Here is a 23,367-nt window from a genome sequence, read left to right as displayed (position 1 = left end):
CGCGCTGTCAGGCCAGGGGCAACGTGATCTCGAAACGGCAGCCGGGGCCCTCGTTCACCACGCCGATCTCGCCGTCGTGGGCCTCCACGATGCCGCGCGCGATGGCGAGACCGAGCCCGGCGCCGCCGTCGGGGCCGGGCGTCCGCGCGGCCTCGCCGCGGAACGCGACGTCGAAAACCCGGGGAAGGTCCTCCTCCGGGATGCCGCCGCAGCCGTCGAGCACGGACAGGCGGGCGGTCGTCCCGTCCGCCGTCGCCCGCACGACGACCGCGCCCCCGGCCGGCGTGTGGCGGATCGCGTTCACCACCAGGTTCCGTACGGCCCGGCCGAGCTGTCCGGCGTCCGCGTACACGGGGACGCGCGGATCCGCCTCGCCGGTCAGACGCACGCCCTTCGCGCGGGCCAGCGGCTCGACGGCGGCGAGGGTGTCCGCGACGAGGTCGCCGAGCCCGGTGCGGGTGAGCGTGGGCCGCAGCGTGCCCGCGTGGATCCGCGACAGCTCGAACAGGTCCTCGACCATTCCGGCGAGCCGGTCGACCTCCACCCTGATCTGCACGTGGTAGCGCTTGACGGTCTCGGGGTCGTCGGCCACCCCGTCCTCCAGGGCCTCCACCATCGCGCGCATCCCGGCGAGAGGCGTGCGCAGGTCGTGGCTGACCCAGGCGACCAGTTCGCGCCGTGCGCTCTCCAGCGCCCGCTCACGCTCGCGGCCCAGCCGCAGGCGCTCGTACGCCTGCTCGAGGGCGGTGCTGATGGTCTGCAGTTCGGCCGGGAGCGGTGTCGGCGGCGGGACGAACCGGCCGGAGGGCGGCACGCTCTCCAGAGCGCCGACGAGGCTCCTGCTGGCGCGCACCACCGTCCGGGCGTTGACCAGCGCGACCCCGAGGCCCACCAGGCCGCCGATGCCGACGACGGTGAGCACGATGTTCTTCGGCCGGCCGTCGATGATCATGGCGAGCGTGATGGCGACCACCCCGGCCAGCGTCGCGGAGACCGTCACGGCCGCGACGACCGCGAGCATCACGCCGATCGAGCGGCGGCGCAGCACCCGCAGCAGCGCCAGGCCGAGGCCCGCGATGACGAGGCCGAGCCCGGCGGCGACCGCGACGATCTGGACGATCACGGCAGCGGCTCGTAGCGGTAGCCGACACCCCAGACGGTGACGATCCGGCGCGGCTCGGTGGGGTCGTCTTCGATCTTCTCCCGCAGCCTGCGCACGTGCACCGTGACGGTGGAGGAGTCGCCGAACGACCAGCCCCACACCTGGTCGAGCAGGGCCGTACGGCTGAACGCCTGGCGGGGATTGCGCAGCAGGTAGACGAGCAGGTCGAACTCACGGGCGGTCAGCGTGATCTCCTTGTCGCCCAGGCGCACCTCATGGGCGCCGACGTCCACCACGAGATCGCCGTCACGCAGCACGCCGGTGCCCGTGGGCACCAGCGCGCCACGGGCCCGCCGCAGCACGGACTGCACGCGCAGCGCCAGCTCGCGCGGGCTGAACGGCTTCGTCACGTAGTCGTCCGCACCCGTCTCCAGGCCGACCACCCGGTCCATCTCCTCGCCGAGAGCGGTCAGCATGATCACCGGGACGGGCCACCGCTCCCGCAGCTTCCGGCAGACCTGAAGGCCGTCGAGCTTGGGCAGCATCAGATCGAGCACCATCAGGTCGGGCGGGTCGGCCAGAGCCCGCCGCAGCGCCTCGGCCCCGTCACCCACGCACTCGACCTCGTGCCCGTCCCGCTCCAGGTAACGGGCCACCACCTCGGCGACGGTGGGGTCGTCGTCCACCACCAGGACGCGAGCGGTATTCGCGGAGTTCTTCGAGGAGGGCACGCCCTCAACGGTAAGTCCGCCGCGCGGCCCGGCCGAGTCCCGTCACCGTCTCGTAAGAACCGGTCTCACGAAAACCGGCCGCGCCGTCTGCCCCATCGCCGCCTCTGTACGTGCGGGAGCCGTCACCGTCGGCCGGTGAACCGCGGACCTAACGCGATGATTCACGTGAAACCTCACGGAACGCGGGTAGGGAAACCGATTTTGGATCAAGCTCGCGATTGTCGGTCCCACCGCGTACCTTGTGGCTATGGCCCGTACCGTACTGACCGTACTGGGAATCCTCGCAGCTCTCTGGCTGGTGTTCGGATTCGTGATCCCCGCGCTGTTCGCGACGCTGAAGTTCCTGCTCATCATCGGAATCATCGCTCTCGTCGCCGTGGTCGCGGTCACCGTCGTCGGGAAGCTGTCCCGCTGAGGTGAACGCTCTCCAGGCCGCCGTCGGATCGCTCGTCTGGCTGCTGGCCGGGTTGGCCGCCGGGTCCGTGGGGCCTGGCATGCTGACCGTGGTCGGCCTGGCCGGCGTGGCCGTCCTGGTGTTCGCCTGGATGCTCTGCCGGCTGACCGGCGTCCCCGTTCTGCGTCGGGGGCCGGGCAGGTCGTCGTACAACGGTGAGACGGCGATGGTCAGGCTGCGCGATCCCGGCACGCCTGGCCGTCCCCGTCCCCGTGCACCATCCGGAAGCCACGCGCTCGCCTGACCGGTGATCCGTCCGGTCACGAGCGCCTTCGTCATGCCCTCATTCACCAGCAGAAGGTCACAGACGAAAGGCTTTCCATGTTCGACTTCGTGCTCGACCCCGCCTACCGGCTCATCGGCGCGCTCAGCCACGTCACCGGCGCCGGACTCGCGATCGTCCTGGTCACCCTCGCCGTACGGCTGGCGCTGCTGCCGCTGAGCCTCCGCGTCGCGCGGGCGCAGCGGATCCGGATGCGGCTCGCTCCCCAGGCGGAAAGGCTGCGCACCCGCTGGAAGAACGATCCCCGGCGGTTCCAGCGTGAGATCAACGCGTTGTACGCCAAGGAGGGCGTCGGCCAGTTCACCGGCTACCTCCCGGCGTTCGCGCAGTCCCCGTTCTTCATGGTGGCCTACCGGCTGTTCTCCGCCGCGGTGATCGCGGGACACCCGAACCTGTTGCTGGCGCAGAGCGTGCTCGGCGTGCCGCTGGGGGAGCACCTGGCGGCCGCGGTCGCCGGGGCGGGCCTGGTCAGCCCGGCGGCCGGAGTGTTCGCCGGACTGCTCGCGCTGCTCGTGGCCGTGGCCGTGATCGCCGCCCGCCGGGTCGAGCCCACGGCGCCGATGCGGCGCCTCCAGGTCCTGGCGCCGTTCTGGACCGTGGTCGCGGCGGCCTTCCTCCCGCTCGCGGCGGGCGTCTACCTGCTCGTGAGCAGCGCCTGGACGACGGCCGAACGGGCCGTGCTCCACCCGCGCACGGCGTGACGTTGGGAGGAGGAACGGGGTGACGTCCGCGCGGAGTCCGGAACGGGGTGACGGCGCGGCCCCGTGCGAGCCGTACGCACCGGTCGGTGCGGATGCCCGCCGGTTCGGCCACCTCCACCCGGCGCAGCCCGCGCCGTGACGGGCGGAATGGAATGCTGACCGCATGACCTCTGATCACGTGATCGGCATCTGGGCGGCCGGGGACACCGGCGGGGACGGCCTGCGGGCGCTTCTGGCCGCCTATCACCTGCGCACCGAGGCCGAGAAGGGCGTGCCGGTCGCCGACGCGACGCAACTGCCCGAGCGCTACCGTGTGGAGGTCGAGGATCCGGGCGCGGCGTTCGCGGACGACGTCGTGCTGGTCGCACGTCGTGGGGACGCGACGATCGGCTGCGTGGTGCTCACGGCGCCCGCCGAGGAACGGGCGGAGATCAAACGGCTGTGGGTGAACCCGGACGAGCGCGGCAGGGGTGTGGCCGCCGGGCTTGTCCGCGCCGCGCTCACCCGGGCACACGCGGCCGGCCTGCGGTCCGTACGGCTGTCGGTGTGGGGCTGGCGGACGACAGCGATCGCCCTGTACGAGCGAACCGGCTTCACCGTCACCGAGTCATGGGACGCCCGGGACGACCTCGTCTGCATGGAGTACGACTTCGGCCGCCTCTGACCCGAACCCCCATCGACTCAAGCCGAACGCGTCCTTCGGCCCGCTGCCCCCTGTCGAACCCCCGTGTCGCAGCCCCGTGTCGCAGCCCCGAGGTTCAAGTGGCCGTCAACCGACCTCGCGCAGCACCGGAGTTTCGGACATCTCGACGTGTCCGTTCCGGGCGGGCCATATGGCGGGCACGACGGCCCAGACGGTGGTCGCCTCCTCCTCGTGCCGGACTCCCCAGCGCTCGGCCAGGTACTCGACGATGCCGAGCCCACGACCGCCGAGAGACGACAGCGTCGGACGGCCCGCGCGGGGTTCCGTATACGCGCCCCCGTCGCTCACGGCCACCTCGACCTGGGTGTCCGAGCAGAACCAGGCCACTTTGAGCCGGCCGCACGGGAGAGGATGGGCGTGGCGCAGCGCGTTGCTCAGCAGTTCGCTCATGATCAAGACAACGTCGTCGACGGCGGTGGCGAGCAGCCCCGCGTGCGAAAGCTCGGCGCTGAGGCGCTGACGTGCGACGGCGACGCTCGACGGTGCGTACGGCAGCATCACGACGCTCGACGCACTCACCTCCCCCTTACCCCCGTTCTGCGGCACGAGCCAGCTACGACCGAAATGCCCCGCTTGCTCGGCCGGGAAACCGTGCCCCGGATCACAGCTTGTGCACATTGGACAATAGTTCAGTCCTTAAGTGGTGACGCCACGCTCCGATCTGTCTTATCAGGATGAAGATCCTGCCGAGTTCAACACCAGTCGCATTCGGGTTCCCCCACCGGATCGCGGCAGCGCGGCGACGTCCCCGCCCTGGGCCCGGGCGAGGTTGCGCACGATGTAGAGCCCGAGCCCGACGCCGCCGAATCTGCGCCGGTTGCCGCTGTCGGCCTGGACGAACCGCTCGAAGACGCGCTCCCGGTCACCGGGTGCGATGCCCACTCCCTCGTCGTCCACCACCAGCACGACCCGCTCGTCCTCCGGCCATGCCTCGACCCGGATCAGACCGCCGTCAGGGGAGTACTTGAACGCGTTTTCCAGCAACTGGGCCAGGAGGATGTCGGTGGCCAGCGCATCTCCGAACACGAAGGGGAGATCGGGCGGGATGTCCACCTCCAGCCGGTGCCTGTCGGGCAAGACCGGAAGTCCGAGCGTCGCAGCGTGCACGCGGGCGGCCAGGTCGAAGGGCTCGACCCTGACCTTGAGCTCCTCCGCGCCCGACCGCGCGCCGAGCAGGAGATGATCCATGAGCTGCCCGAGCGAGCGGGCGCGCTCGGCGATCGTGTGGACCGCCGAACGCCGTTCCCCGTCGGACAGGTGGTCCCAGCGGGAGTCGAGCGTGCTGGCGAAGCCGTGCACGATCGTGATCGGCGTACGCAGCTCGTGGCTGGTGGTGGCGAGGAACAGGTCCTTGGCCTCCTCCAGCTCCTTGGCCCGGGTCACGTCGCGGAAGTCGACGACGCTCTCCCCCGTCTCCCTGATCTCCGCGCACAGCACGTCGAGCCAGCGGCCGGACGGGAGCTGGAAGGTGAGCTTCTCCCCCGGCGCCGGCAGCGGGAAGGGCGGCGGCCCCCCGATCACCTCGTCGGCCGGATGCCCGGTCAGCTCGGCCGCCGCCGGGTTCCACCGCACGACCACGCCCGTGCCGTCAAGCACGGCGATGCCGTCGGCGCTGGCGTCGAAGACGGCCCGCTCGTGGGCACGCTGCCGCACCGCCTCCTGGTACGCCATCGCGTTGGCGACCGCGATGCCGGCGTGCCCGGCGAGCAGTTCGAGCAGTTCGAGTTCCAGGTGGCTGGGCTTGCGCCGGGCGAACAGCGCGTACAGCGCTCCGTACGGACGCCCGCCCACGGCGGCTATGCCGACGGCGATCGTGTGCAGGCCGGGCAGGCGCGCCCAGATCAGGTCCGGGAAGCCCTCGGGACCGGTCTCCAGCAGCACGGTCTTACCGGTGCGCAGCAGCTTGGCGACCAGGCTGGTGTGCAGGTCGGCGGTGGCCCCGCGCAGCGTCTCCGGCAGTTGGTGCACGCCGACCAGGCGCAGCCGCTCCCCTTCGATGGACACGAAACCGCCGGCGTCGGCGCCGGTCAGCTCGGTCAGGCTCGCGGCGATCCGGTCGAGCACGACGGGCAGGTCGAGTTCGGCGTTGATGTCGCCGACGACGTCGGTCAGCCGTCGCACCAGGCGGGCGCGGCGCACCATCCTGCCGTGCGCGGCGTCGTCGTCCTCGGCGGCGTGGTAGACCTTCACATATCCCAGCAGAACGCCGGCCGGCGAGCACAACGCGCTGGTGTCCACCCGCAGGTCGAGCAGCCGGCCGTCACGGTGGAGACGCTTGGTGGTCACCGACACCCGGCCGCCCGCGCGTACGCGTTCGAGCACGGCGTGGTGCTCGGCCATCAGCTCGTCGGGCACGATCGGGGCCCGTCTGCCGAGCAGATCGGCCGCGGGCCAGCCGAACAGCCTCTCGGCCGCCGCGTTCCAGCTCAGCACGGCCAGGTCACGGTCGAGGGTGACGATCGCGTCGGGGGAGCCGGCCAGGATCGCCTGCGCGAGGCCCTCCTCGACACCGCCGAAGGCCTCGTCCGCGTGCCCGCCGACGCTCCCGTTCACGGTCGTGCCGGGACTCGCGGCGGGACCTCCGTTCACGATCGCGCCGAGGCTTCCGTTCACGGTCGTGCCGGGGCTTCCGTTCGCCGTCGCGGCGGCGCCCCCGCGGGGCTCCGCGCCCGCACCGGGACCGCCGCCGGGCTCCACGCCGAACCTGCCCGCGGGCGGGTCCACGGCGTCAGGGATCGCGGGGGCGACACCCGCCGCCCGGCCGTCCACGCTGCTGTCACCCACGTCCCCATCGTGCCTTCTTTCACCTTTTGATCTTGGGGTTTTCCATCACCTCGCGACCGCTCCGATACGCTGCCTGCAGTAGTGACGAGAAAGTGGGGCGCCCATGTCCACCGAGGACCTCGAAGCCCTGCTCCGCGTGACCTCGCCGGGCTACGTCGGCGAGACCCCGCCCGAGGTCGCCTTCGGCACCGCCGACGCGCCGGTGGGCCGCCTGGTCCTCGCCGTGACCGCACGCGGCGTGCTGGCCTGCACCTACGAGGACGAGCACCAGCTCTTCGCCCGGATCTCCCGCGTCGTCGGCTCGTTCATCGGGCCCGACCCGCGCCGCCTCGATCCCCTGCGCAGGGAACTGGACGCGTACTTCACGGGCAGGCTGCGCACCTTCTCCCTTTCCGTGGACCTGCGCCTGGTCACCGGCTTCAGCCGTACGGTGATCCAGCTCATGCCGGCCGTGCCGTACGGCAGCGTCACCACCTACCAGGAAATCGCCGAGCGGATCGGGCGCCCGCAGGCGCCCCGCGCCGTGGCCAACGCCCTGTCGGGCAACCCGGTCTGCCTGCTCCTGCCGTGCCATCGCGCCGTGGAGGGCCCGGGCGCGCTCGGCGGGTACGCCGGCGGCCCGGCGGCCAAGGAGCACCTGCTCCGCCTGGAAGGCGCCCTCTGACCACCCCGGGCTCCAACCCGTGCCCGCAGGGCTTTTAGAAGATCACAAGTAAGCCTTTAGCCGCGCTCGGCAGGCTGCTTCCTCGTCGGCACACCGGACTCGTCCCGTCACGGCCCTCGGGCCGTGAGCGGGCTCTCCGGGCATGCCGCCGTTCCATATGAAAGGTGGTGAAAAGCATGTCTGTTCGCATCGACGACCTCAACGGTGACGCCGAGCTGCCGGAGGACTTCCTGGACGACATCGTCGGCGGGTTGCCGCCGCTGATGGGCCCCGAGTGCGCTTGGGTGTCCTCCTCTCTCGGAGGCGGCCAGGGCGACCCGATGGACGTCCGCATCTGACGGTCGAACCAGCACGGCGGCGTGACCGGGCGCCCGGTCACGCCGTCCCCTCGGCGGGAAACCTCGACGGGAAACCTCGCCTGGAACCTCGACGGGAAACAGTACGTTGATCTTGATTCTCAGCGCCGCGGACGACGCGTCTGTGGAGATGGTCGTCCCGCATCTGCGTGAACGCGGGACGGAGTTCCTGTGGTGGGATCCGGGCGGCTACCCGGCCGAGAGCCGGATCACCTCCCGGCTCACCGGCGAGGGCTGGCGCCACATCCTGCACACCGGCGGCAGGACGTACGACACGTCCCTGTTCAGCGCCGTGTGGAACCGCCGTCCCTCTCCGCCCCGGGCACCGGAGTCGGTGACCGACGCCGACCACCGGCGGTACGTCGAGAAGACGGCGCAGATCCTGCTGTACGGCTGGGAGGACACCCTCGACGCCCGCTGGTTCCCCGGCCGCAGCATCGACGTCATCCGGCTGCAGAACAAGCTGCTCAACCTCGCCGCCGCGGCCCGGCTCGGCTTCGTCACCCCCGACACGCTCGTCACCAACGACTCCGAGGAACTCATCCCGTTCTGGGCGGAGGCGGACGGCGAGCTGATCGCCAAGCAGGTGGAGTACGTCCCGTTCCACGTCGGCGGCGAGGAGCACGTGTTCTACACCACCCCGGTCACCCGGCGGCACCTCACCCATCGGCACCGGCTCGGCGCCTCCCCGGTGATCCTCCAGCCGTACGTGAACAAGGCGATCGAGCTGCGGATCACGGTCGTGGGAGACCGGGTGTTCGCCGCGGAGATCCACTCCCAGGGGTCGCGGACGACCCGGTACGACTACCGCCACTACGAGCGCAGCTTCTCCGCCTACGGGATCCATCGGCTGCCCGAGGACGTGGAGCGCCGCTGCCTGGCGCTGACCGCCTCGCTCGGCCTGCCGTACGGCTGCATCGACATGATCCTCACCCCCGACGGGCGATACGTGTACCTGGAGATCAATCCCACCGGTCAGTGGGGCTGGATCGAGTCGGCCACCGGCCTGCCCATCTCCGCGGCGATCGCCGACTGGCTCGTCGCCGCCGAACCCGGCCCCCGCCCCGCGACCACGATGGAAAGCACATGACCGTTCCTACCGAGGAGACCTCTTTCGCCGACGTCCTGGCCGAGGCGGTGGAGCTCCTGCGCAGCCTGCCGCGTACGCGTGACGGCGTGGCCGCGGCACGGCGCGCGGCCGAGCGCTGGCGGGCGGACCACCCGGACGCGCGGGCCCAGCTCGTGACCGACGTACGGCCCGGCAGCCCCACGGTCGACTACGACCTGGTGCTCGGCCATCCGGCCGGCGGAACCGTGGCGCTGACCGCCCCGGCCGACGACGGCGTCCCCTGGACGGTGGACCACTCCACCCATTGGGCCTCGGGCCGGGTGCTGACCGTCGACGGCCAGGAGCTGCTGATCCAGAACGCGCTGCTGACGCTGCGCGCCCGCGCCGAGCGGGATCCCTCCGTGCCGGAGGAGCTGGTCGACCACTGCGTCCTGGAAGAGCTGATCGCGCGTGAGCCCGAGCCGGCCGGGGAGGAGCTGCAGGAGGCGTCGGACGCCTACCGGCGGCGGCGCGGGCTGCACACCCGTGAGCGGATGCTGCGCTGGCTCGGTGAGGTCGGGCTCACCCAGGAGGCCTACGACAACCACATCCACGGGCTCGCCCTGAAGCGGCGGGTGCGGGCGCGGATCGAGCGGGAGACCGCGCGGGATTACCTGGAGCGCCACCCCGAGGAGTTCGACCAGGTCTGGGCGATCTGGGCCACGGGGAGCGCGGAGCGGCTGGCCGGCCTCGCCGCGGCGCGGGAACCGTTGGCCGCTCTCGGCGCGGCCGTGCTGTCGCGGGGCGATCTCGACGTGACGGCGGCGGTCCGGGTCGCCCGCGAACTGCCGGAACCGCTCCGGGACGCCGCGGCCGGCGCGGTCGTGGGGCCGGTGTCGTACGGCGCCGGGCACCTGTTCGGGGTGGTACGCGAACGGCGGCCGGCCGACCTCGACGACCCGGTGACGCGGGCCGCGGCGGGACGGGCGGGCTTCGCCGCGTTCATGGCGGCGCGCCGCGCGGCGGCCGAGATCACCTGGCACTGGCTCTGAGCGGCCCAAGGCAACGCCGTGAGCAGCACAGGACAAGGCCGTGAGCAGCAGAGGACAGAGCCCGGCGTCCTCACCCCCGGCCCACCACCCGAGCCGGGCGGTCCCGTCCCGGGGCAGGCACGCGGTGCCTTCCGGGAGGAGGCACTGCGGCGGCACGCCGTACGGAACCGGGGGCCGCGCGTGCCGGTCGCGCTCCGCGGGCCGTCGTTCCTGATGTTGTGGATCGCGGTGGCCGTTCTGGCGGCCGCCGGAGTGGTCGTGGCGGTGCTGGTGGCGGCGCAGATATCAGCGCAGATATCAGCGCGGTCAGCGGTGCCGACACCGGTGAAGACGCCCATGCCCGTGCCGGGGGCGGCCCGGTGAGACGCGTCCCGGTGATGCTGCAGAACACGCCCACCGAGTGCGGCACCGCGTGCCTGGCCATGGTGCTGTCGCATCACGGCCACCGCGTCACGCTGACCGAGCTGTCGGAACGCCTCGGTGTCGGCCGTGACGGCCTGAGCGCCCGCGCGCTCCTGCAGGGCGCCCGTGAGCACGGCCTGAAGGCACGGGGGTTCTCGCTCGACCCCGAGGACCTGGCCCGGGTGCCGCTTCCGGCCGTCGCGCACTGGGAGTTCAACCACTTCGTGGTGGTCGAGCGGTGGTCGGCCGACCGGGTGGACATCGTCGATCCCGGGCAGGGGCGGCGGCGGCTGACCCAGGAGGAGTTCTCCGCCGCCTTCACCGGGGTGCTGCTGGTCTTCGAGCCGGGGGAGGGGTTCCGGCGCGGGTCGTCGTCGCTGGCGAGCGCGTGGCGGCGGGAGTTCGTGCGCACGTTGCTGCGGCGCAGGCGCGGCCTGCTCGTGCAGGTCATCGCGGCCTCGCTGCTGCTGCAGCTGCTGGGCCTGGCCATGCCGCTGCTGACCGAGCTGCTGCTCGACACGGTCATTCCGCGCGACGCCACCGCCCTGCTGCCGCTGCTCGGCGTGGGCGTGCTGCTTGCGGGGGCCGCCCAGTTCGTCCTCGCGTACCTGCGCGCGGCCCTGCTGGTGGCGGTGCGCGCCCGCGCCGACCGGGAGCTCACCGAGGGGGTGGTCGCCCACCTCGTGGCCCTGCCGTACCGGTACTTCACCCGGCGCGGCACCGGCGACCTGGTGACGCGGGCCACCAGCGTCACGACGCTGCGCGAGCTGCTCACCGGCCAGATCGTCACCGCCCTCCTGGACGGCCCGCTCGCCGTCGGCTACCTGGCGCTGGTCTACCTGCGCGACCCCGTCTTCGGCGTGGCTCTGACCGGCGTGGTCGTGCTGCAGTCGGCGCTGCTCGCGGCCACGTCCCGCCGCGTGCACCGGCTGGCGCAACAGGAGCTCACGGCGCTGTCGGCCTCGCAGAGCAGCCTCATCCAGACGATCAGCGGAATCGAGACGCTCAAGGCGTCGGGCGCGGAACGCAGGGCGATGGAACAGTGGTCGTCCCACTTCGCCCGGCAACTCGACGCGGACGTGCGCAGCGGGCTCACCCACGGCCTCCTGGAGGCCGCGCTGTCGGCGATCCGCGTGATCACCCCGCTCGGGCTGCTGTGGCTCGGCGCCTGGCGGGTGCTGGACGGGCAGCTCAGCGTGGGCACCCTGGTCGCGCTCAACGCCGTCGCACTCGCCGCGCTCACCCCGCTCGCGTCGCTGATGACCGGCCTGCAGAGTCTCCAGCAGGCGGGCGCGCACTTCGACCGGCTGACCGACATCCTCGCCTCCGCCCCCGAACCGAGCCAGGGCATCGAGGTGCTGCGCCTGCGCGGCGCGATCGAGCTGCGGAACGTCGGCTTCCGGCACGACCCGCGCGGCCCGTGGACCGTACGCGGCGTGTCGGTGACGATCCGCCCGGGTCAGAAGGTCGCGCTGGTGGGAGCGTCCGGCTCGGGCAAGAGCACGCTGGCCCGGCTCCTGCTGGCGCTGCACATCCCGGTCGAGGGCGAGATCCGCTACGACGGCGTCCCCGCCGCCGAGCTGAACCTGAGCACGCTGCGCCGCCAGTTCGGGGTGGTCACCCAGGATGTGGCCCTGTTCAACGGCTCCATCCGGGACAACATCGCGCTCAACGACCCCGACGCGCCACTGGAGCGGATCATGCAGGCCGCCGGGCTTGCGGCCCTGCACGACGACATCATGGCCATGCCCATGGGCTACGAGACCATGCTGACCGACGGCGGCGGGCTGTCCGGCGGCCAGCGGCAGCGCCTGGCCCTGGCCCGCGCCGTGCTGGCCCGGCCCAAGGTGCTGCTGCTGGACGAGGCCACCAGCAACCTCGACAGCGCCACCGAGGCCGCCGTCGAGGCCAACCTGGCCTGGCTCCCGCAGACCCGGATCGTCATCGCCCATCGGCTGAGCACGGTCAGGGACGCCGACCTCATCCTCGTCCTCGACTCGGGACACGTCGTGCAACGCGGCACCCACGACCAGCTGATGGCCCAGGGGGGCGTGTACGCCGCGCTCGTCGCGGCCGGCCTACGCCGCCAGTAGCGCCCCGGTAGCCGCCGATAGCCTTCGACAGCCCTCGGTAGCCCTCAGCAGCCTTGGGGAGCCGCCCTGCGTGATCGACCGGCCGCGGCGACGGCGCGGTCCCGCCACACGGTGAGACCCGCCCTGCCGGCGAGCCGTGCGAGCCCGGCGTGGTGCCGCGCCGCGGCGGCGTCGTCCCCCGTGGCCGAGGCGAGCATCGCCAGGAACCAGTCCACCGGCCCCAGGAAGGCGATCGCGGCTCCCACCGAAATCCGTCCCTTGTAGGGCAGGAGGGCGGAGTACGTGGCCGCGCATGCGTGCGCGTCGCCGACCGCCGCCTGCGCGGCGCCCTGGAGACAGGTGAAGGTCAGCCACGACCAGTCGCGCGGCGCCGGCCGCCACCCCTCGGCGGCCTCCTCGCGCGCCTCTTCCCTTCTCCCTTGGCCGCACCGCAGGAGCACGCGGAGCGCCTGGTCCCCGCAGGGGTTGACGCCGGCGACCGCGTCGATCAGTGGCTCCGCCCCGTCCATCGTCCCCCTGTGGTAGGCGAGGAGGATGCGGCCCAGGGACACGACGGATCCCGCGTACCACATGCCGACGTGTCCGGCCTGCCGGTCGAGGTCGGCGTAGAGGGCCTCGGCGTCGTCGTACCGTCCGCGGAGCGTGAGCCGCCCCGCCCGCCACATGGTGTGCTGGAAACGCGGCCAGGGCAGCGGCATGCGGGCCAGCATGGCGTCGCAGCGTGCGGCCGCCTCGTCCGCTCCCGCCACGTCGAACACCTCCATGCGACGGTAGGTCCACATCATCTGCGCGAGCAGCTCGAACTCCGGCGCCCGGGTCTTGTGGCCCAGGTCTTCCAGCTCCCCGGCGATCTCCCGCGCCTCCTCGGTGTAGATCGAGCTCGGGATCGCCAGATATCGGGCGTTCAGCGCGTGCATCAGCAGGTGCGGGTCGCCGAGCCGGCGGGCCGTCTCGACCGCCTGCGCGGAGTAGACGTGGCAGCGCGGGTCGTCCGACCCGTCGTACAGCTCCTGGGCCAGCCCGCCGAGCAGCCGCGCCCGCTCGGGGGCGGCGGCCTCGGGCATGGCGTCCAGCGCGCGCCCGAACCGGTGCACGAGCTGGAGCTCGACCTCCTCGTACGGATTGCGCAGGTTCCAGATCGAGGGGGCGTCCAGCGCGGTGAGCGCCCGGGCGGCCAGCACGTGCCCGTCGGGGCCGGTCACCCGGTCGGCCACCCGTATCGCCCGCGCCCGCACGCTTCTGGCGGCCAGGGCGTCGCCGGCGTCGAGCAGGGCGCGGGCCTGCCGCAGCAGCAGCTCGACGTGGTCGGCGGGATCACCGGCCGCGGCCCCGTGCGCCTCGACCGCACGGCCCCACCAGGTGGCCGCCTCCTCGTAGGCCAGGCGGAGACCCGACTGCTCGGCCATCGCGGCGGCCCAGCGCGCCGCCTCCGCGTACGCCGCGGGCCCGGCCTGGATCGCGTGATGAGCGATGGCGGCGACGTCGGCGCCGGGCCGGGCGACGAACGCGTTCATCACCTTCCGGTGGATGACTGCCCTGCGCAGCGGCGGGATCTCCCATAGAAGGGTCTCCCGCACCAGGTCGTGGGCGAAGCCCATCCGGCGCCCGGCGGCGACGACCAGACCGGTCCGCACGGCCTGGTCCAGGAGGTCGTAGACGGGCGCCGCCCGCACCTCGTCCACGACGCCGGGATCGAACTCCCTGCCGATCACCGCGGCGATCTCGAGCACCTCGGCGACCCGCGGGTCCAGCGCCGCCAGCCGCTGGCGGATCAGGCCGGCGACCGCGTCGGGCACCATCTCCAGCGGACGGCCCCGCGCAAGCAGCCGGGCCGTCTCACGTACGAAGAACGGGTTGCCGCCGGTGCGCCGGGTCAGCAATTGAGCGGTCCGCTCGTCGATCTCCGCGCCCACGGTCACGGCGATGGCCCGGATGGCGGGGGTGTCGAGGCCCGCGAGCCGGATGCGAAGCAGGTTGTACGGGGCGAATCTGCCGAGCACGTCGTCGAGCGGACCGGCCCGGGCCGTGTCCCTGAACGCGGTCACCAGCGTGAGCGGGACATGCTCCGCCGACTCGCCGACGAGCGCCGTCACATCGCGCAGCATTCCCAGGGTCGCCGGGTCGGCCCACTGGAGATCGTCCAAAATGATCACGACCGGCCGTTCCAGGGCTGCGGCGCAGAGCCAGTCGGCGACGGCCTGATGACGCCGCTGACGCGCCCCCTGTGCCGATTCCTGTGCCGATTCCTGTGCCGATCCCCGTGCCGATCCCTGCGGGACCTCCTCGTCGAGGAGCCCGGCCAGTGCCTCGGGGTCGGGAGCCGGACGGACGCGCTCCAGCGCCCTCAGGACCTGGATCCACGGCCGCAGTGGCAGGGCGTTTTCGAGATCGTGACAGCTACCCCAGAGGGTCAGGTGTCCCCTCTCCGCGCACCGGTCCCGGAACGCCTTCAGCAGCCATGTCTTGCCGATGCCCGGCTCCCCGGTCACCGCGATCGTGCTCACCCCGCCGCCGAGCATCGCCTCCATCTCCGCGAGCTGCCGGTCGCGCCCGTGCGGCGGGCGCGCCTTCCCGGAGGCCGGCCGGGCGGGGGTGGGTACGACGGGCTCGCCGGGGAGAGTGCGGGCCTGCGCGGTGAGAGACGGGGCAGAAGCGGAAAGGGCAGAAGCGGACGGGGCAGAAGCGAGCAGGGTGGGGAGAGCCAGCGGGGTGAGAGACGGTGGGGTGAGAGACGGGGCCTGCCGGAGGATGTCCTGCTCCAACGCCCGCAGCTGCGGGCCCGGATCGAGCCCGAGCTGATCGGCGATGAGACTCCTGGCGCGCCGCAGTGTCGCCAGCGCGTCCGCCTGACGGCCGGTCCTGTAGTACGCCAGGGCCAGCAGCCACCACAGCCGTTCGCGTAGCGGATGCTCCCCGGTCTCGGCCTCCAGGTCCTGGATCGCCGCCTCGGGCCGGCCCAGGTCGAGCTGTGCCTGTGCGCGGCGCTCGACGGCGACCAGACGCAGCTCGTGGAGGCGGTTCACCTCGGTGACGGCCCAGAGCTCGCCCGCGAAGTCGGCGTACGGCCGGCCGCGCCAGAGCCCCAGCGCGTCGTCGAGCAGCGCGAGCGCCCGGGCGGGTGGCCTGCGTTCCGCGTAGGCGACGAGCCCGCCGAACCGCAGGGCGTCGACGTCCGAGGTGGCGAGCAGATAGCCCGGGCGTTTCGCGACAAGGAGCCGGGGAGGGGTGCGCGGCGCCCGCTGCGGTTCGATGACACGACGCAGGTTCGACACGTAGACGTGGATCGACTCGAGTGCGGTGGCCGGCGGCCTGCCGTGATAGAGGTCCTCGATCAATGTGTCCGTGGAGACGACCGCGCCGGCGGCGAGCACCAGCCGGGCCAGGACGGCCCGTTGCCGCGGGCCTCCGACGCCGACCGGCACCTCGCCGTCCCGCACTTCGAAAGGACCCAGAACCCCGAATTGCACTGCCCCCACGGCCTCTCTGACGGTGAAGGCCGGAGCGGGCCTTTCCCTGAGCGGCAGTCTTGGGGCGTCGTCTTGCAACTCGCTTGCCTCTGGGTGAGAAGCCGGCCCGAGAAACACACCGGCCCGGGAAACACGCCGGCCCCAGGGCGAAGCCGGCTGGGGTGAGAGGCAGGCCCCCTCTAACGGCGCGACCGCAGGCGGCGGGCCGGGACGGACAGCGCCGCGGTCACCAGCGCGGCGACGAGGAAGGCGGCGAGCGCGGCGTTCATCCAGGGCTGGTGGACGAACCCGAGAGCGAGGCGGACGTCGGTCCAGAACCCGTCCCACCAGCCGACGGTGGGGGTGGACGTCACGATCCAGTACGCCGCGAACCCGAGGATCCACGGCGCGACCATGAGCCAGCGGGAGGGGGCGTCCTCTGCCGTGTTCCACCGGGCGGCCCCGCCGAGCAGGAAGTAGTCGACCACGAGGACGGCGAACATCGGCACGAACACCGCCCCGATCACGCTCAGGAACGCGCCGTAGGAGTTCACGTCGGCGAACAGCGCGATCAGCGTGGTGAGCACGCCGATCACCACCGAGATCACCCGGCGGTCCCAGCGCGGGGCGAGGTTCTGGATCGACACCGTCGTCGAGTAGACGTTCGCGAACGACTGGTCGACCTCGCGCAGCACCAGGATGCCGAAGAACACGACCCCGAGAGGAGCGGCCACGAACGGATCCCACACCTTGTTCTCGTCGTTGCCGACCAGGGCGAGCGCGGCGATGCCGAGGGCCAGACAGGCAACCTGGGCGATCGTGTATCCCGCCACCACGCCGGTGAACGCCGCGCCGCTCGACCGCGAGTGCCTGGCGTAGTCGGCCGCCATCGGCACCCACGACACCGACAGCGCGATGACGTAGTCGACCGCGGGGGCGAAGGCGTCCCAGGAGCCGCCCCCCACGGACGGCCCCTGAGCGAACAGGGCGACCGACAGCCAGATCATCGCGATCACGACGCCCGCGGTGACGTAGCGGCGCAGCAGCCGCAGCGCGCCGAGCGGCCGGATCGTCAGCGCGATCGTCAGCGCGCCCGCCGCGACCGCCCACACGGCGTACGGCACCGCCGTGCCGAACAGCGCCTGCGCGCCGTTGGCGATCACCCACAGCTCGAAGGCGCCCCAGCCGAGCATCTGCACGATGTTCAGCACGGTCGGGATGTACGAGAGCCGGGCCCCGAACAGGCCGCGCAGCAGCACCATCGCGGGGCGGCCGGTCCGCGTGCCGGGGATCGCGGCCAGGCCGACCATCGCCGTCCCGACCAGGCTGCCGACGACGGCGGCCAGGACCGCGGCGGTGAACGTGAGCGGCTTCCCGCCCAGCGGGTCGAGCAGGAACAGCGCCCCGGAGAAGCCGAGAAGGCTCACCCCGAGGTTGGCCCAGAACGCCCCCTGATCGAGCAGGCCCAGATTTCTCGGGGCCGCCTCGTCCAGGGTGAGCGGAACCTCCGCGTGCGCGTCGTCGACGACGGCAGAAGTCATCACACGCTCCCTACGCCGGCATTATCCGGACAGGTTCATGCGGTCGGCGGCACGACTTCGATCCGCCCTCTCAGCCCGGTCACGCCCGAGCTCCCGCGAGTATTGATGATGTCTTTGCGATTATGGCACTACTTTGACCGTTCTCCTAAGCCTGCGCCGCCTGTTTCCGCGCCGGCCTGGTTCCCACGCCGCCCGCTGCCCGCGCCGGCCTGGGTTTCTACGCGACGTAGGGCGCCGCGCCAGTCTCGCTCACCATCGGGCGTCCGACCGCGGCCCAGGACTGCATGCCACCGTCCACGTTGACGGCGTCCCTGCCGATGTGGTTGAGCCACATCGCCGCGTGCGCCGACCGGCCGCCGACCCGGCAGACCACGTACACCCGCCGGTCGTGCGGCACCTCGTCCAGCCGCACCTGCAGCTCACCGAGCGGGATGTGAACGGCGCCGGGGGCGTGGCCGGCCACCCACTCCTCGTTTTCGCGGACGTCCAGCAGGTACGCGTCGTCGGGCAGGGCGTCAGGGGTGATTTCCGGCAATGTCATGCGCCCATTGTGGCGGCACGACACCCGTGCCCGGGCCCGGACCTGCAGCTGTGATCCTCGGTGGTCGCCGACGCTACTTCAGCGGCGCTACTTCAGCAGGCGCGACAGCCGGCGGTCGGCCAGCGGCTTGCCACCGGTCTGGCAGGCCGGGCAGTACTGCAGCGACGAGTCGGCGAACGACACCTCCCTGATCGTGTCGCCGCACACCTCGCACGTCTCGCCCGTACGGCCGTGCACGCGCAGGCCCGACTTCTTCTCCGACTTGAGGTCCTTGGCGGCCAGCCCCCTGGCCCGCCCGACCGCGTCCCGCAGCGTGCTCACGATCGCGTCGTGCAAATCGGCGATCTGGCCGTCGGTCAGCGTGCCGGCGACCTTGAAGGGGGACATCTTCGCGACGTGCAGCACCTCGTCGGAGTAGGCGTTGCCGATGCCCGCGATCACCTTCTGGTCCCGCAGCAGGCCCTTGATCTGCGCGCGGCTGCCGCCCACGATCGTCTTGAGCAGGTCCGGGGTGAACTCCTCGGCGAGCGGGTCGGGCCCGAGGCCCGCGATGCCGGGGACCTCCCCGGGATCGCGCACCACGTAGACGGCCAGGCGTTTCTGCGTGCCGGCCTCGGTCAGCTCGAACCCGGGGGCGCGGCCGTCCTCGCCCGGCGACAGCCTCACCCGGACCGCGAGCGGGCCCTTGCCCGGCCGCACCGGCCGCGCGCCCGTGAGGTCGTCGCGCCAGCGCAGCCAGCCGCCCCGGGCCAGGTGGGTGACGAAGTGCAGGCCGTCGCAGTCGACGTCGAGGAACTTGCCTCGCCGCGCCACGCCGGTGACGAGCAGCCCTGCGAGCGCGGTGACGGGCGGGTTCACGGTCTTGAGCGCCTGGATGGCGGTCACGTCGACGCCGACGACGGCATGGCCGACGGCGTGCTCGCGGAGGAACTCGGCGAGCGCCTCGACCTCGGGCAGCTCCGGCATGCCTTCACACTAACCCGCGCGGTCAGGGGACGTCCCAGAACGCGAGCTCGTGCTCCATGCCCCGGACGAACAGCTCCCTGGCGCGCGCCGGGTCGGGAGCCGCCTCGTCGATCATCACGGCGATGCGCTCGGCGAGGGTGGCGAACCCGGGGTCGGCGTAGGTGTCCACCCACGCCTTGTACCGGGGCTCGGCGGGCGGGTCGGCGGCCAGGATCCGGCCGAGCGTCGAGTAGCCCCACATGCAGGGGTACAACGCGGCCAGGCCCTCCGCGTAGTCGGCCGCCGCCTCCAGCAGGAACGACGTGTACGCCGCGCAGGCCGGGCCCTTCACCGCGCCGTCGAGGTCGGCGCCGAACTCGGCCGACAGCGACCGGTGCAGGTTCAGCTCGTCGTGCCAGGTGGCGTACGCGAGGTCGACCAGGTCGCCGAGGTGGGCGTCCGGGGCCTGCCAGGCCAGCCGGCTGAACACCCGGACGTAGTCGAGCAGGTACAGATAGTCCTGCTCCAGCCACGACCTGAAGACCGGCTCGGGCAGGTCGCCCGCCGCGATGCCGCGTACGGTCGGGTGCGCGAGCTGGGCGTCCAGCATCGGCCGCCCGATGGCGTGGAGGTCCGCAGAGATTCCCATAAGCGCCCATTCTGGCCCTGATCGGAGAGTTAGGCTCGTCTGCGTGACGCTGACGATCGCCGAGGAAGTGCTGCTGCTGGCCTACCGGGAAGACACCGGAAAGCCGGTCATCGGGTCGGTGGAGCTCGACTGCGCCCTGGGGGGTGCGCTGCTCGCGGAGCTCGCCGTACGCGGCCGGGTGGACCTCGACGGCGCGAAGGTCGTGCCCGTCGACCACACCCGGCTGGGCGAGGAGGAGCTGGACGCGACGCTCACCCGCATCGCGGAGGAGCCGCGCCCGCACAAGGCCGACTGGTGGGTGGGCAAGCTGCGCGCGGGCAGGCTGCGCAAGCGGCTGCTGACCCGCCTGGCCGCCCGGGGCGTGCTGAACGAGCAGCAGAGCAAGATCCTGGGCATCTTCCCCACCACGCGCTATCCCGAGCTCGACCCGAGCCCGGAGAAAGGCGTGCGGGAGCGTGTCCAGAGCGTGCTGGCCGGGGCCGAGCCGGACGAGCGTACGGCGGTCCTGATCGCGGTCATGCACGCGGCCAAGCTCGACCGAAAGGCGTTCCCTGACGCGCCGAAGGGCCGGATCAAGGAGATCGCCCAGGGCCAGTGGACGGGCGAGGCGGTCCGCAAGACGATCGCGTCCGTGCACGCCGCCGTGGCCGCGGCCACGACCGCCGCGACGGTCGCCGCCACCGCCGGAAGCTGAGCGCTGCCCGCTCACCCCCGCCCGCTCACCCCTGCCCGCTCACCCCTGCCGCCCGCCCCTGCCGCCCGTGCCGCGCGCGGAGCGCCCCGGACGAGCGGCCGTGTGAGCGGCCGTGTGAGCGGCCGGGACGGGTCGCATGGCCCGCACGGACCACCCGGAGGCTCCGGGAGCGACCCCGCCGGGGCTACTTGGTGATGACGTCCTTGGGGACCTGCTTGTCGGCGGCGAGCGCCTCGAACAGGCGCAGCGCCTTCTGGGTGTCCCACTTGACCACCGCCTGCCCGCCGATCGTCGGCAGCGAGCCGATCGGCACGGCGGTGGCGATGGGGCCCTCACGCATGGCCAGGCCGACCGACAGCAGGTCGAACAGGCCGGAGCCGGGGTCGACGGAGACCGAGTCGGCCGCGCTCAGCGCCAGCGGGACCGAGGTGAACGGGTTGATCAGCGTGCCGGGGCTCGCGGCCTTCTGCACGACGGCGGAGAAGAACTGGCGCTGCCGCTGGGTGCGCTCGAAGTCCGGGATGGCGCCGGTGGCCCGGGTCCGCACGTAGCCGAGCGCGGTGCCGCCGTCCATGTCCTGGCAGCCCTTCTTCAGGTCGATGCCGGCCTTCGGGTCCTTGATGTCCTGCTTCACGCAGATGTTGACCCCGCCGATCGCGTCCACGATGCCGACGAAACCGCCGAAGCCGATCTCCATGTAGTGGTCGATCCTGATGCCGGTCACCTGCTCGACCGTCTTGGCCAGCAGCTTCGGGCCGCCGAAGGCGTACGCCGCGTTCAGCTTGCCGCTGCCGTGCCCCTCGATCGGGACGTACGAGTCGCGGGGCAGGCTGACCAGGGTCGGCCGGCCGCTCTCGGGGATGTGCAGCAGCATCATCGTGTCGGTGCGCTTGCCGACCGCCTTTCCCGTGGCCAGCTTCCTGCGCTGCGCCGCCGTCAGGCCCGCCCGGCTGTCGGAGCCGACCAGCAGCCAGTCGGCGCCCGGTGTCTCGGCGGGCCGCCCGTTGTAGTCGGTCAGCGACTCGACCGGCCGGAGCCGGGAGCCGATCCAGAAATATCCGGCCACGGCGGCGATCAGCAGGAGCACGACCAGCACCACGACGCCCCGCAGGATGATCCTGCCGGTCCGCCGCGGTCCGCGGCCGCCGCGTGCGGCCCCGTCGCGGCCCCGCGGCCCGCCACCGCCCCCGCGCGGGGCGCTCTGCGGCTCCCCCGCCTCCTGTCCGCTCCCGCCGAGCGGGCGGACCGGGGTGTTGCCGGAACGTGGCTTTCCGTACACCTTGGAGCGAATGCGGGGGACCGTGTCCTCCCTGCCCGACCCCGCCGGAGCCGCCTGCCCGGGCTGTGCCGGGGGCCGGGCCGCCGGACGTTGCGCCGCCGGGGGCTGGGCCGCCGGGGGTTGGGCCGTACGCCGGTACGCGCGGGTCGCCTCGTCCTCGTCGGCCACGTGAATCCCCAGCCCCTCAGCGTCCTTACGCGTGCTTTGAACGCAGCGGCCGAAGTCTTTGCCGATGCGCCCCCTTCTTCACGGTACCCAGACGCCTTCTAAGCAGTCGGTAAAGCCTGCCGGGAAACACAGGAGAGATTCCAGCCGTTACGGTGGTATACCACCACGCGAAAGGATCGTCGTGTCCGTTTCGGACCCCTGGAGTACCTGCCCGTGCACAGGCACGGGATCTCATGATCGCACGGCGGGCGCCCGATGAGCGCCGCCCTCGGCCTTGTGGCCGTCCTCCTCCTGACCCTGGCCACCGGATTCTTCGTGGCGCAGGAGTTCGCCTTCGTGGCGGCCGACCGCGGCGTCCTGCGCGAGCAGGCCGCGGCCGGCGACGGCGCCGCACGCCGGGCCCTCGACATCACCGGACGCCTGTCGTTCATGCTCTCCGGCGCGCAACTCGGGATCACGATCACCACCCTGCTTGTGGGCTTCATCGCCGAACCCGCGGTCGCCGGCGTGCTGCGCGGCCCCCTCGAGGCCGCCGGGCTCCCCGGCTCGGCCGTCCCCGGTGTCTCCGTGGCCCTCGGCGTCGCCATCGCCACGATCGTGCAGATGATCCTCGGCGAGCTGGCCCCCAAGAACCTCGGCATCGCACGGCCCGACGACGTCGCGAAGTTCCTCTCCCGCCCGACGCACGTCTATCTCGTGGTCGCCGGGCCGCTCATCCGCCTGTTCGACGCCGCGGCGACCCGGCTCGTGCGCCTGTTCGGCATCGAGCCCGTGGAGGAGCTCGAACACGGCGCCACCCCGGAGGAGCTGTCGCGCATCGTGACGGAGTCGGCCGCGGCGGGCGAGCTGCCGCCCCGGCTCGCCGACATGCTGGAACGGGCGCTGGAGTTCGGCGACCGCACCGCCGAGGACGTCATGGTCCCCCGCCCGCGTGTGGTCTCGCTGCGCGCCGAGTGGCCCGTCGCCGAGTTCCTCGACGCCCTGCGTACGCACGGGCACTCCCGCTACCCGGTCCTGGGCACCGACGCCGACGACGTCGTCGGAGTGGCCGGGCTGCCCGAGTATCTGAAAGCCGGCTCTCCCTCCGACGGGCTCGTCGGCGGCATCACCCGCGCACCGCTGCTCGTCCCCGCGACGCTGCCGCTGCCCGAGCTGCTGCGGCGGATGACCTCCGCCGGTGAGACGTTCACCTGTGTGATCGACGAGTACGGCGGGCTGGCCGGCGTGGTGACGCTGGAGGACCTGGCCGAGGAGCTCGTCGGCGAGCTGGTGGACGAGAACGACCCCGAGCCGCTCGGCGTCGTACGGCGTGGCGACGACGTCTGGGACGTGCCCGGCACTCTGCGCCTCGACGAGGTCGAGCGCGCGACCCGCGTCCGGCTGCCCGAGAGCGAGGACTACGAGACCGTGGCAGGCCTCGTCCTCGCGCTCCTCGGCCGGATGGCCGAGCCCGGCGACCGGGTCGTCTCCCCCCTCGTGCCTGAGCCCCACCTCTTCGACGAGGAGGAGGACGCCGAGCGGGCGGTGCTCACGGTCCTGAGCGTGCGCCGCCGCGTCCCCGAGTGGGTGCGGGTGTCGACGGAGACGTCCGCGGTGGAATCGGCGCAGGCGCCGGAGGAGGAACGGCCGGAGCGGGAGAAGGCCCGCACGGCCGCCCGCGCCCCGGGCGGCGCCGACTACGCCACCGAGCTGTTCTCCGCGCTGTTCCAGGGCAGGCCCGCATGAGCGAGC

At 72.4% G+C, this 23,367-nt stretch carries 22 protein-coding genes and 1 riboswitch; of the genes, 12 read left to right on the top strand and 10 right to left on the bottom strand.

Going from position 1 to position 23,367, the window contains the following annotated elements:
- Positions 1-7: 7 nt before the first annotated feature.
- Both ACQPZZ_RS01265 and ACQPZZ_RS01260 read right to left on the bottom strand, forming a co-directional pair.
- The gene (locus ACQPZZ_RS01265; protein ID WP_432928131.1) at positions 8-1,123 is read right to left on the bottom strand and encodes a sensor histidine kinase; all 1,116 of its coding nucleotides are present in this window, start codon (positions 1,121-1,123) and stop codon (positions 8-10) included.
- Positions 1,120-1,833 (bottom strand): response regulator transcription factor, encoded by a 714-nt coding sequence (locus ACQPZZ_RS01260; protein ID WP_363635482.1) that lies wholly within the window; start codon positions 1,831-1,833, stop codon positions 1,120-1,122. The genes ACQPZZ_RS01265 and ACQPZZ_RS01260 overlap by 4 nt, the downstream gene beginning before the upstream one ends.
- A 247-nt stretch (positions 1,834-2,080) precedes the next feature.
- Between ACQPZZ_RS01260 and ACQPZZ_RS01255 the strand changes: the two genes are divergently transcribed.
- The 4 genes from ACQPZZ_RS01255 to ACQPZZ_RS01240 all read left to right on the top strand — a co-directional run bounded on the left by ACQPZZ_RS01255 (position 2,081) and on the right by ACQPZZ_RS01240 (position 3,935).
- Entirely contained in the window at positions 2,081-2,248 is a 168-nt protein-coding gene (locus ACQPZZ_RS01255) for a hypothetical protein (RefSeq protein ID WP_363635484.1), read from the top strand.
- Position 2,249: 1 nt separating this feature from the next.
- Positions 2,250-2,531, top strand: a complete 282-nt coding sequence (locus ACQPZZ_RS01250; RefSeq protein WP_432928128.1) for a DUF6412 domain-containing protein — start codon at positions 2,250-2,252, stop codon at positions 2,529-2,531.
- 77 nt (positions 2,532-2,608) lie between these two features.
- Positions 2,609-3,271 (top strand): YidC/Oxa1 family membrane protein insertase, encoded by a 663-nt coding sequence (locus tag ACQPZZ_RS01245; protein ID WP_432928126.1) that lies wholly within the window; start codon positions 2,609-2,611, stop codon positions 3,269-3,271.
- A 163-nt stretch (positions 3,272-3,434) separates the two neighbouring features.
- Entirely contained in the window at positions 3,435-3,935 is a 501-nt protein-coding gene (locus ACQPZZ_RS01240) for a GNAT family N-acetyltransferase (RefSeq protein WP_432928124.1), read from the top strand.
- A gap of 105 nt (positions 3,936-4,040) precedes the next feature.
- Here ACQPZZ_RS01240 and ACQPZZ_RS01235 read toward each other — a convergent pair whose 3' ends face one another.
- Positions 4,041-4,493, bottom strand: a complete 453-nt coding sequence (locus ACQPZZ_RS01235; RefSeq protein WP_432928122.1) for an ATP-binding protein — start codon at positions 4,491-4,493, stop codon at positions 4,041-4,043.
- Positions 4,494-4,643: 150 nt separating this feature from the next.
- Positions 4,644-6,458 (bottom strand): PAS domain S-box protein, encoded by a 1,815-nt coding sequence (locus tag ACQPZZ_RS01230; RefSeq protein WP_432934253.1) that lies wholly within the window; start codon positions 6,456-6,458, stop codon positions 4,644-4,646.
- 403 nt (positions 6,459-6,861) lie between these two features.
- Between ACQPZZ_RS01230 and ACQPZZ_RS01225 the strand changes: the two genes are divergently transcribed.
- From ACQPZZ_RS01225 to ACQPZZ_RS01200, 6 genes are all read left to right on the top strand, one after another.
- A complete protein-coding gene (locus ACQPZZ_RS01225) occupies positions 6,862-7,422 on the top strand; it encodes a methylated-DNA--[protein]-cysteine S-methyltransferase (protein WP_363635494.1) in 561 nt (186 codons plus the stop codon).
- Positions 7,423-7,598: 176 nt separating this feature from the next.
- Positions 7,599-7,760, top strand: coding sequence for a hypothetical protein (locus ACQPZZ_RS01220; RefSeq protein ID WP_363635496.1), 162 nt, complete (start codon positions 7,599-7,601; stop codon positions 7,758-7,760).
- A gap of 106 nt (positions 7,761-7,866) precedes the next feature.
- A complete protein-coding gene (locus tag ACQPZZ_RS01215; RefSeq protein WP_432928119.1) occupies positions 7,867-8,868 on the top strand; it encodes an MvdC/MvdD family ATP grasp protein in 1,002 nt (333 codons plus the stop codon).
- Complete coding sequence (locus ACQPZZ_RS01210) at positions 8,865-9,878, top strand: TIGR04500 family putative peptide maturation system protein (protein ID WP_432928117.1); 1,014 nt, start codon at positions 8,865-8,867, stop codon at positions 9,876-9,878. Before ACQPZZ_RS01215 ends, ACQPZZ_RS01210 begins: the two co-directional genes overlap by 4 nt.
- A gap of 18 nt (positions 9,879-9,896) precedes the next feature.
- Positions 9,897-10,241 carry a hypothetical protein gene (locus ACQPZZ_RS01205; RefSeq protein WP_432928115.1) on the top strand — a complete coding sequence of 115 codons (345 nt, stop codon included), beginning with the start codon at positions 9,897-9,899 and terminating at the stop codon, positions 10,239-10,241.
- The gene (locus tag ACQPZZ_RS01200; RefSeq protein WP_432928113.1) at positions 10,238-12,373 is read left to right on the top strand and encodes a peptidase domain-containing ABC transporter; all 2,136 of its coding nucleotides are present in this window, start codon (positions 10,238-10,240) and stop codon (positions 12,371-12,373) included. The genes ACQPZZ_RS01205 and ACQPZZ_RS01200 overlap by 4 nt, the downstream gene beginning before the upstream one ends.
- A 44-nt stretch (positions 12,374-12,417) precedes the next feature.
- Here the strand turns inward: ACQPZZ_RS01200 and ACQPZZ_RS01195 are convergent, their stop codons facing one another.
- The 5 genes from ACQPZZ_RS01195 to ACQPZZ_RS01175 all read right to left on the bottom strand — a co-directional run bounded on the left by ACQPZZ_RS01195 (position 12,418) and on the right by ACQPZZ_RS01175 (position 19,495).
- Positions 12,418-15,810, bottom strand: a complete 3,393-nt coding sequence (locus ACQPZZ_RS01195; protein WP_432928111.1) for a BTAD domain-containing putative transcriptional regulator — start codon at positions 15,808-15,810, stop codon at positions 12,418-12,420.
- 209 nt (positions 15,811-16,019) lie between these two features.
- Positions 16,020-17,360, bottom strand: a complete 1,341-nt coding sequence (locus ACQPZZ_RS01190) for a purine-cytosine permease family protein (protein WP_432928109.1) — start codon at positions 17,358-17,360, stop codon at positions 16,020-16,022.
- Positions 17,351-17,467, bottom strand: a riboswitch (TPP riboswitch). Its footprint overlaps the gene before it by 10 nt.
- 110 nt (positions 17,468-17,577) lie before the next feature.
- Positions 17,578-17,901: a rhodanese-like domain-containing protein gene (locus tag ACQPZZ_RS01185; RefSeq protein ID WP_363635505.1), complete on the bottom strand. Its 324-nt coding sequence runs from the start codon at positions 17,899-17,901 to the stop codon at positions 17,578-17,580.
- Between the two features lie 87 nt (positions 17,902-17,988).
- A complete protein-coding gene (locus tag ACQPZZ_RS01180) occupies positions 17,989-18,867 on the bottom strand; it encodes an Fpg/Nei family DNA glycosylase (RefSeq protein ID WP_432928107.1) in 879 nt (292 codons plus the stop codon).
- A gap of 22 nt (positions 18,868-18,889) precedes the next feature.
- Positions 18,890-19,495 carry a TenA family protein gene (locus ACQPZZ_RS01175; RefSeq protein WP_432928105.1) on the bottom strand — a complete coding sequence of 202 codons (606 nt, stop codon included), beginning with the start codon at positions 19,493-19,495 and terminating at the stop codon, positions 18,890-18,892.
- A 43-nt stretch (positions 19,496-19,538) separates the two neighbouring features.
- Between ACQPZZ_RS01175 and ACQPZZ_RS01170 the strand changes: the two genes are divergently transcribed.
- Positions 19,539-20,189: a GOLPH3/VPS74 family protein gene (locus tag ACQPZZ_RS01170; RefSeq protein ID WP_432928103.1), complete on the top strand. Its 651-nt coding sequence runs from the start codon at positions 19,539-19,541 to the stop codon at positions 20,187-20,189.
- Positions 20,190-20,373: 184 nt separating this feature from the next.
- On the opposite strand, the gene ACQPZZ_RS01165 is transcribed toward ACQPZZ_RS01170, so the two are convergent.
- The gene (locus ACQPZZ_RS01165; RefSeq protein ID WP_432928101.1) at positions 20,374-21,636 is read right to left on the bottom strand and encodes an LCP family protein; all 1,263 of its coding nucleotides are present in this window, start codon (positions 21,634-21,636) and stop codon (positions 20,374-20,376) included.
- A gap of 255 nt (positions 21,637-21,891) precedes the next feature.
- On the opposite strand from ACQPZZ_RS01165, the gene ACQPZZ_RS01160 reads away from it, so the two are divergent.
- Positions 21,892-23,361: a hemolysin family protein gene (locus tag ACQPZZ_RS01160; RefSeq protein WP_363635514.1), complete on the top strand. Its 1,470-nt coding sequence runs from the start codon at positions 21,892-21,894 to the stop codon at positions 23,359-23,361.
- The last annotated feature ends 6 nt before the right edge of the window (positions 23,362-23,367 follow it).

It is taken from the genome of Microbispora sp. CA-135349 (assembly GCF_050947365.1).
GTDB lineage: Bacteria > Actinomycetota > Actinomycetes > Streptosporangiales > Streptosporangiaceae > Microbispora.
Note: the sequence above shows the minus strand (reverse complement) of the source record. Positions and strands in the feature narration are given on the sequence as shown.

Bases quoted from the DNA above. Each gene is read 5' to 3' on its own strand.
- ACQPZZ_RS01180 (WP_432928107.1), bottom strand. From the start codon at position 18,867: ATGCCGGAGCTGCCCGAGGTCGAGGCGCTCGCCGAGTTCCTCCGCGAG.
- ACQPZZ_RS01175 (WP_432928105.1), bottom strand. From the start codon at position 19,495: ATGGGAATCTCTGCGGACCTCCACGCCATCGGGCGGCCGATGCTGGAC.
- ACQPZZ_RS01220 (WP_363635496.1), top strand. From the start codon at position 7,599: ATGTCTGTTCGCATCGACGACCTCAACGGTGACGCCGAGCTGCCGGAG.
- ACQPZZ_RS01255 (WP_363635484.1), top strand. From the start codon at position 2,081: ATGGCCCGTACCGTACTGACCGTACTGGGAATCCTCGCAGCTCTCTGG.
- ACQPZZ_RS01225 (WP_363635494.1), top strand. From the start codon at position 6,862: ATGTCCACCGAGGACCTCGAAGCCCTGCTCCGCGTGACCTCGCCGGGC.
- ACQPZZ_RS01190 (WP_432928109.1), bottom strand. From the start codon at position 17,360: ATGACTTCTGCCGTCGTCGACGACGCGCACGCGGAGGTTCCGCTCACC.
- ACQPZZ_RS01185 (WP_363635505.1), bottom strand. From the start codon at position 17,901: ATGACATTGCCGGAAATCACCCCTGACGCCCTGCCCGACGACGCGTAC.
- ACQPZZ_RS01240 (WP_432928124.1), top strand. From the start codon at position 3,435: ATGACCTCTGATCACGTGATCGGCATCTGGGCGGCCGGGGACACCGGC.
- ACQPZZ_RS01245 (WP_432928126.1), top strand. From the start codon at position 2,609: ATGTTCGACTTCGTGCTCGACCCCGCCTACCGGCTCATCGGCGCGCTC.
- ACQPZZ_RS01160 (WP_363635514.1), top strand. From the start codon at position 21,892: ATGAGCGCCGCCCTCGGCCTTGTGGCCGTCCTCCTCCTGACCCTGGCC.
- ACQPZZ_RS01210 (WP_432928117.1), top strand. From the start codon at position 8,865: ATGACCGTTCCTACCGAGGAGACCTCTTTCGCCGACGTCCTGGCCGAG.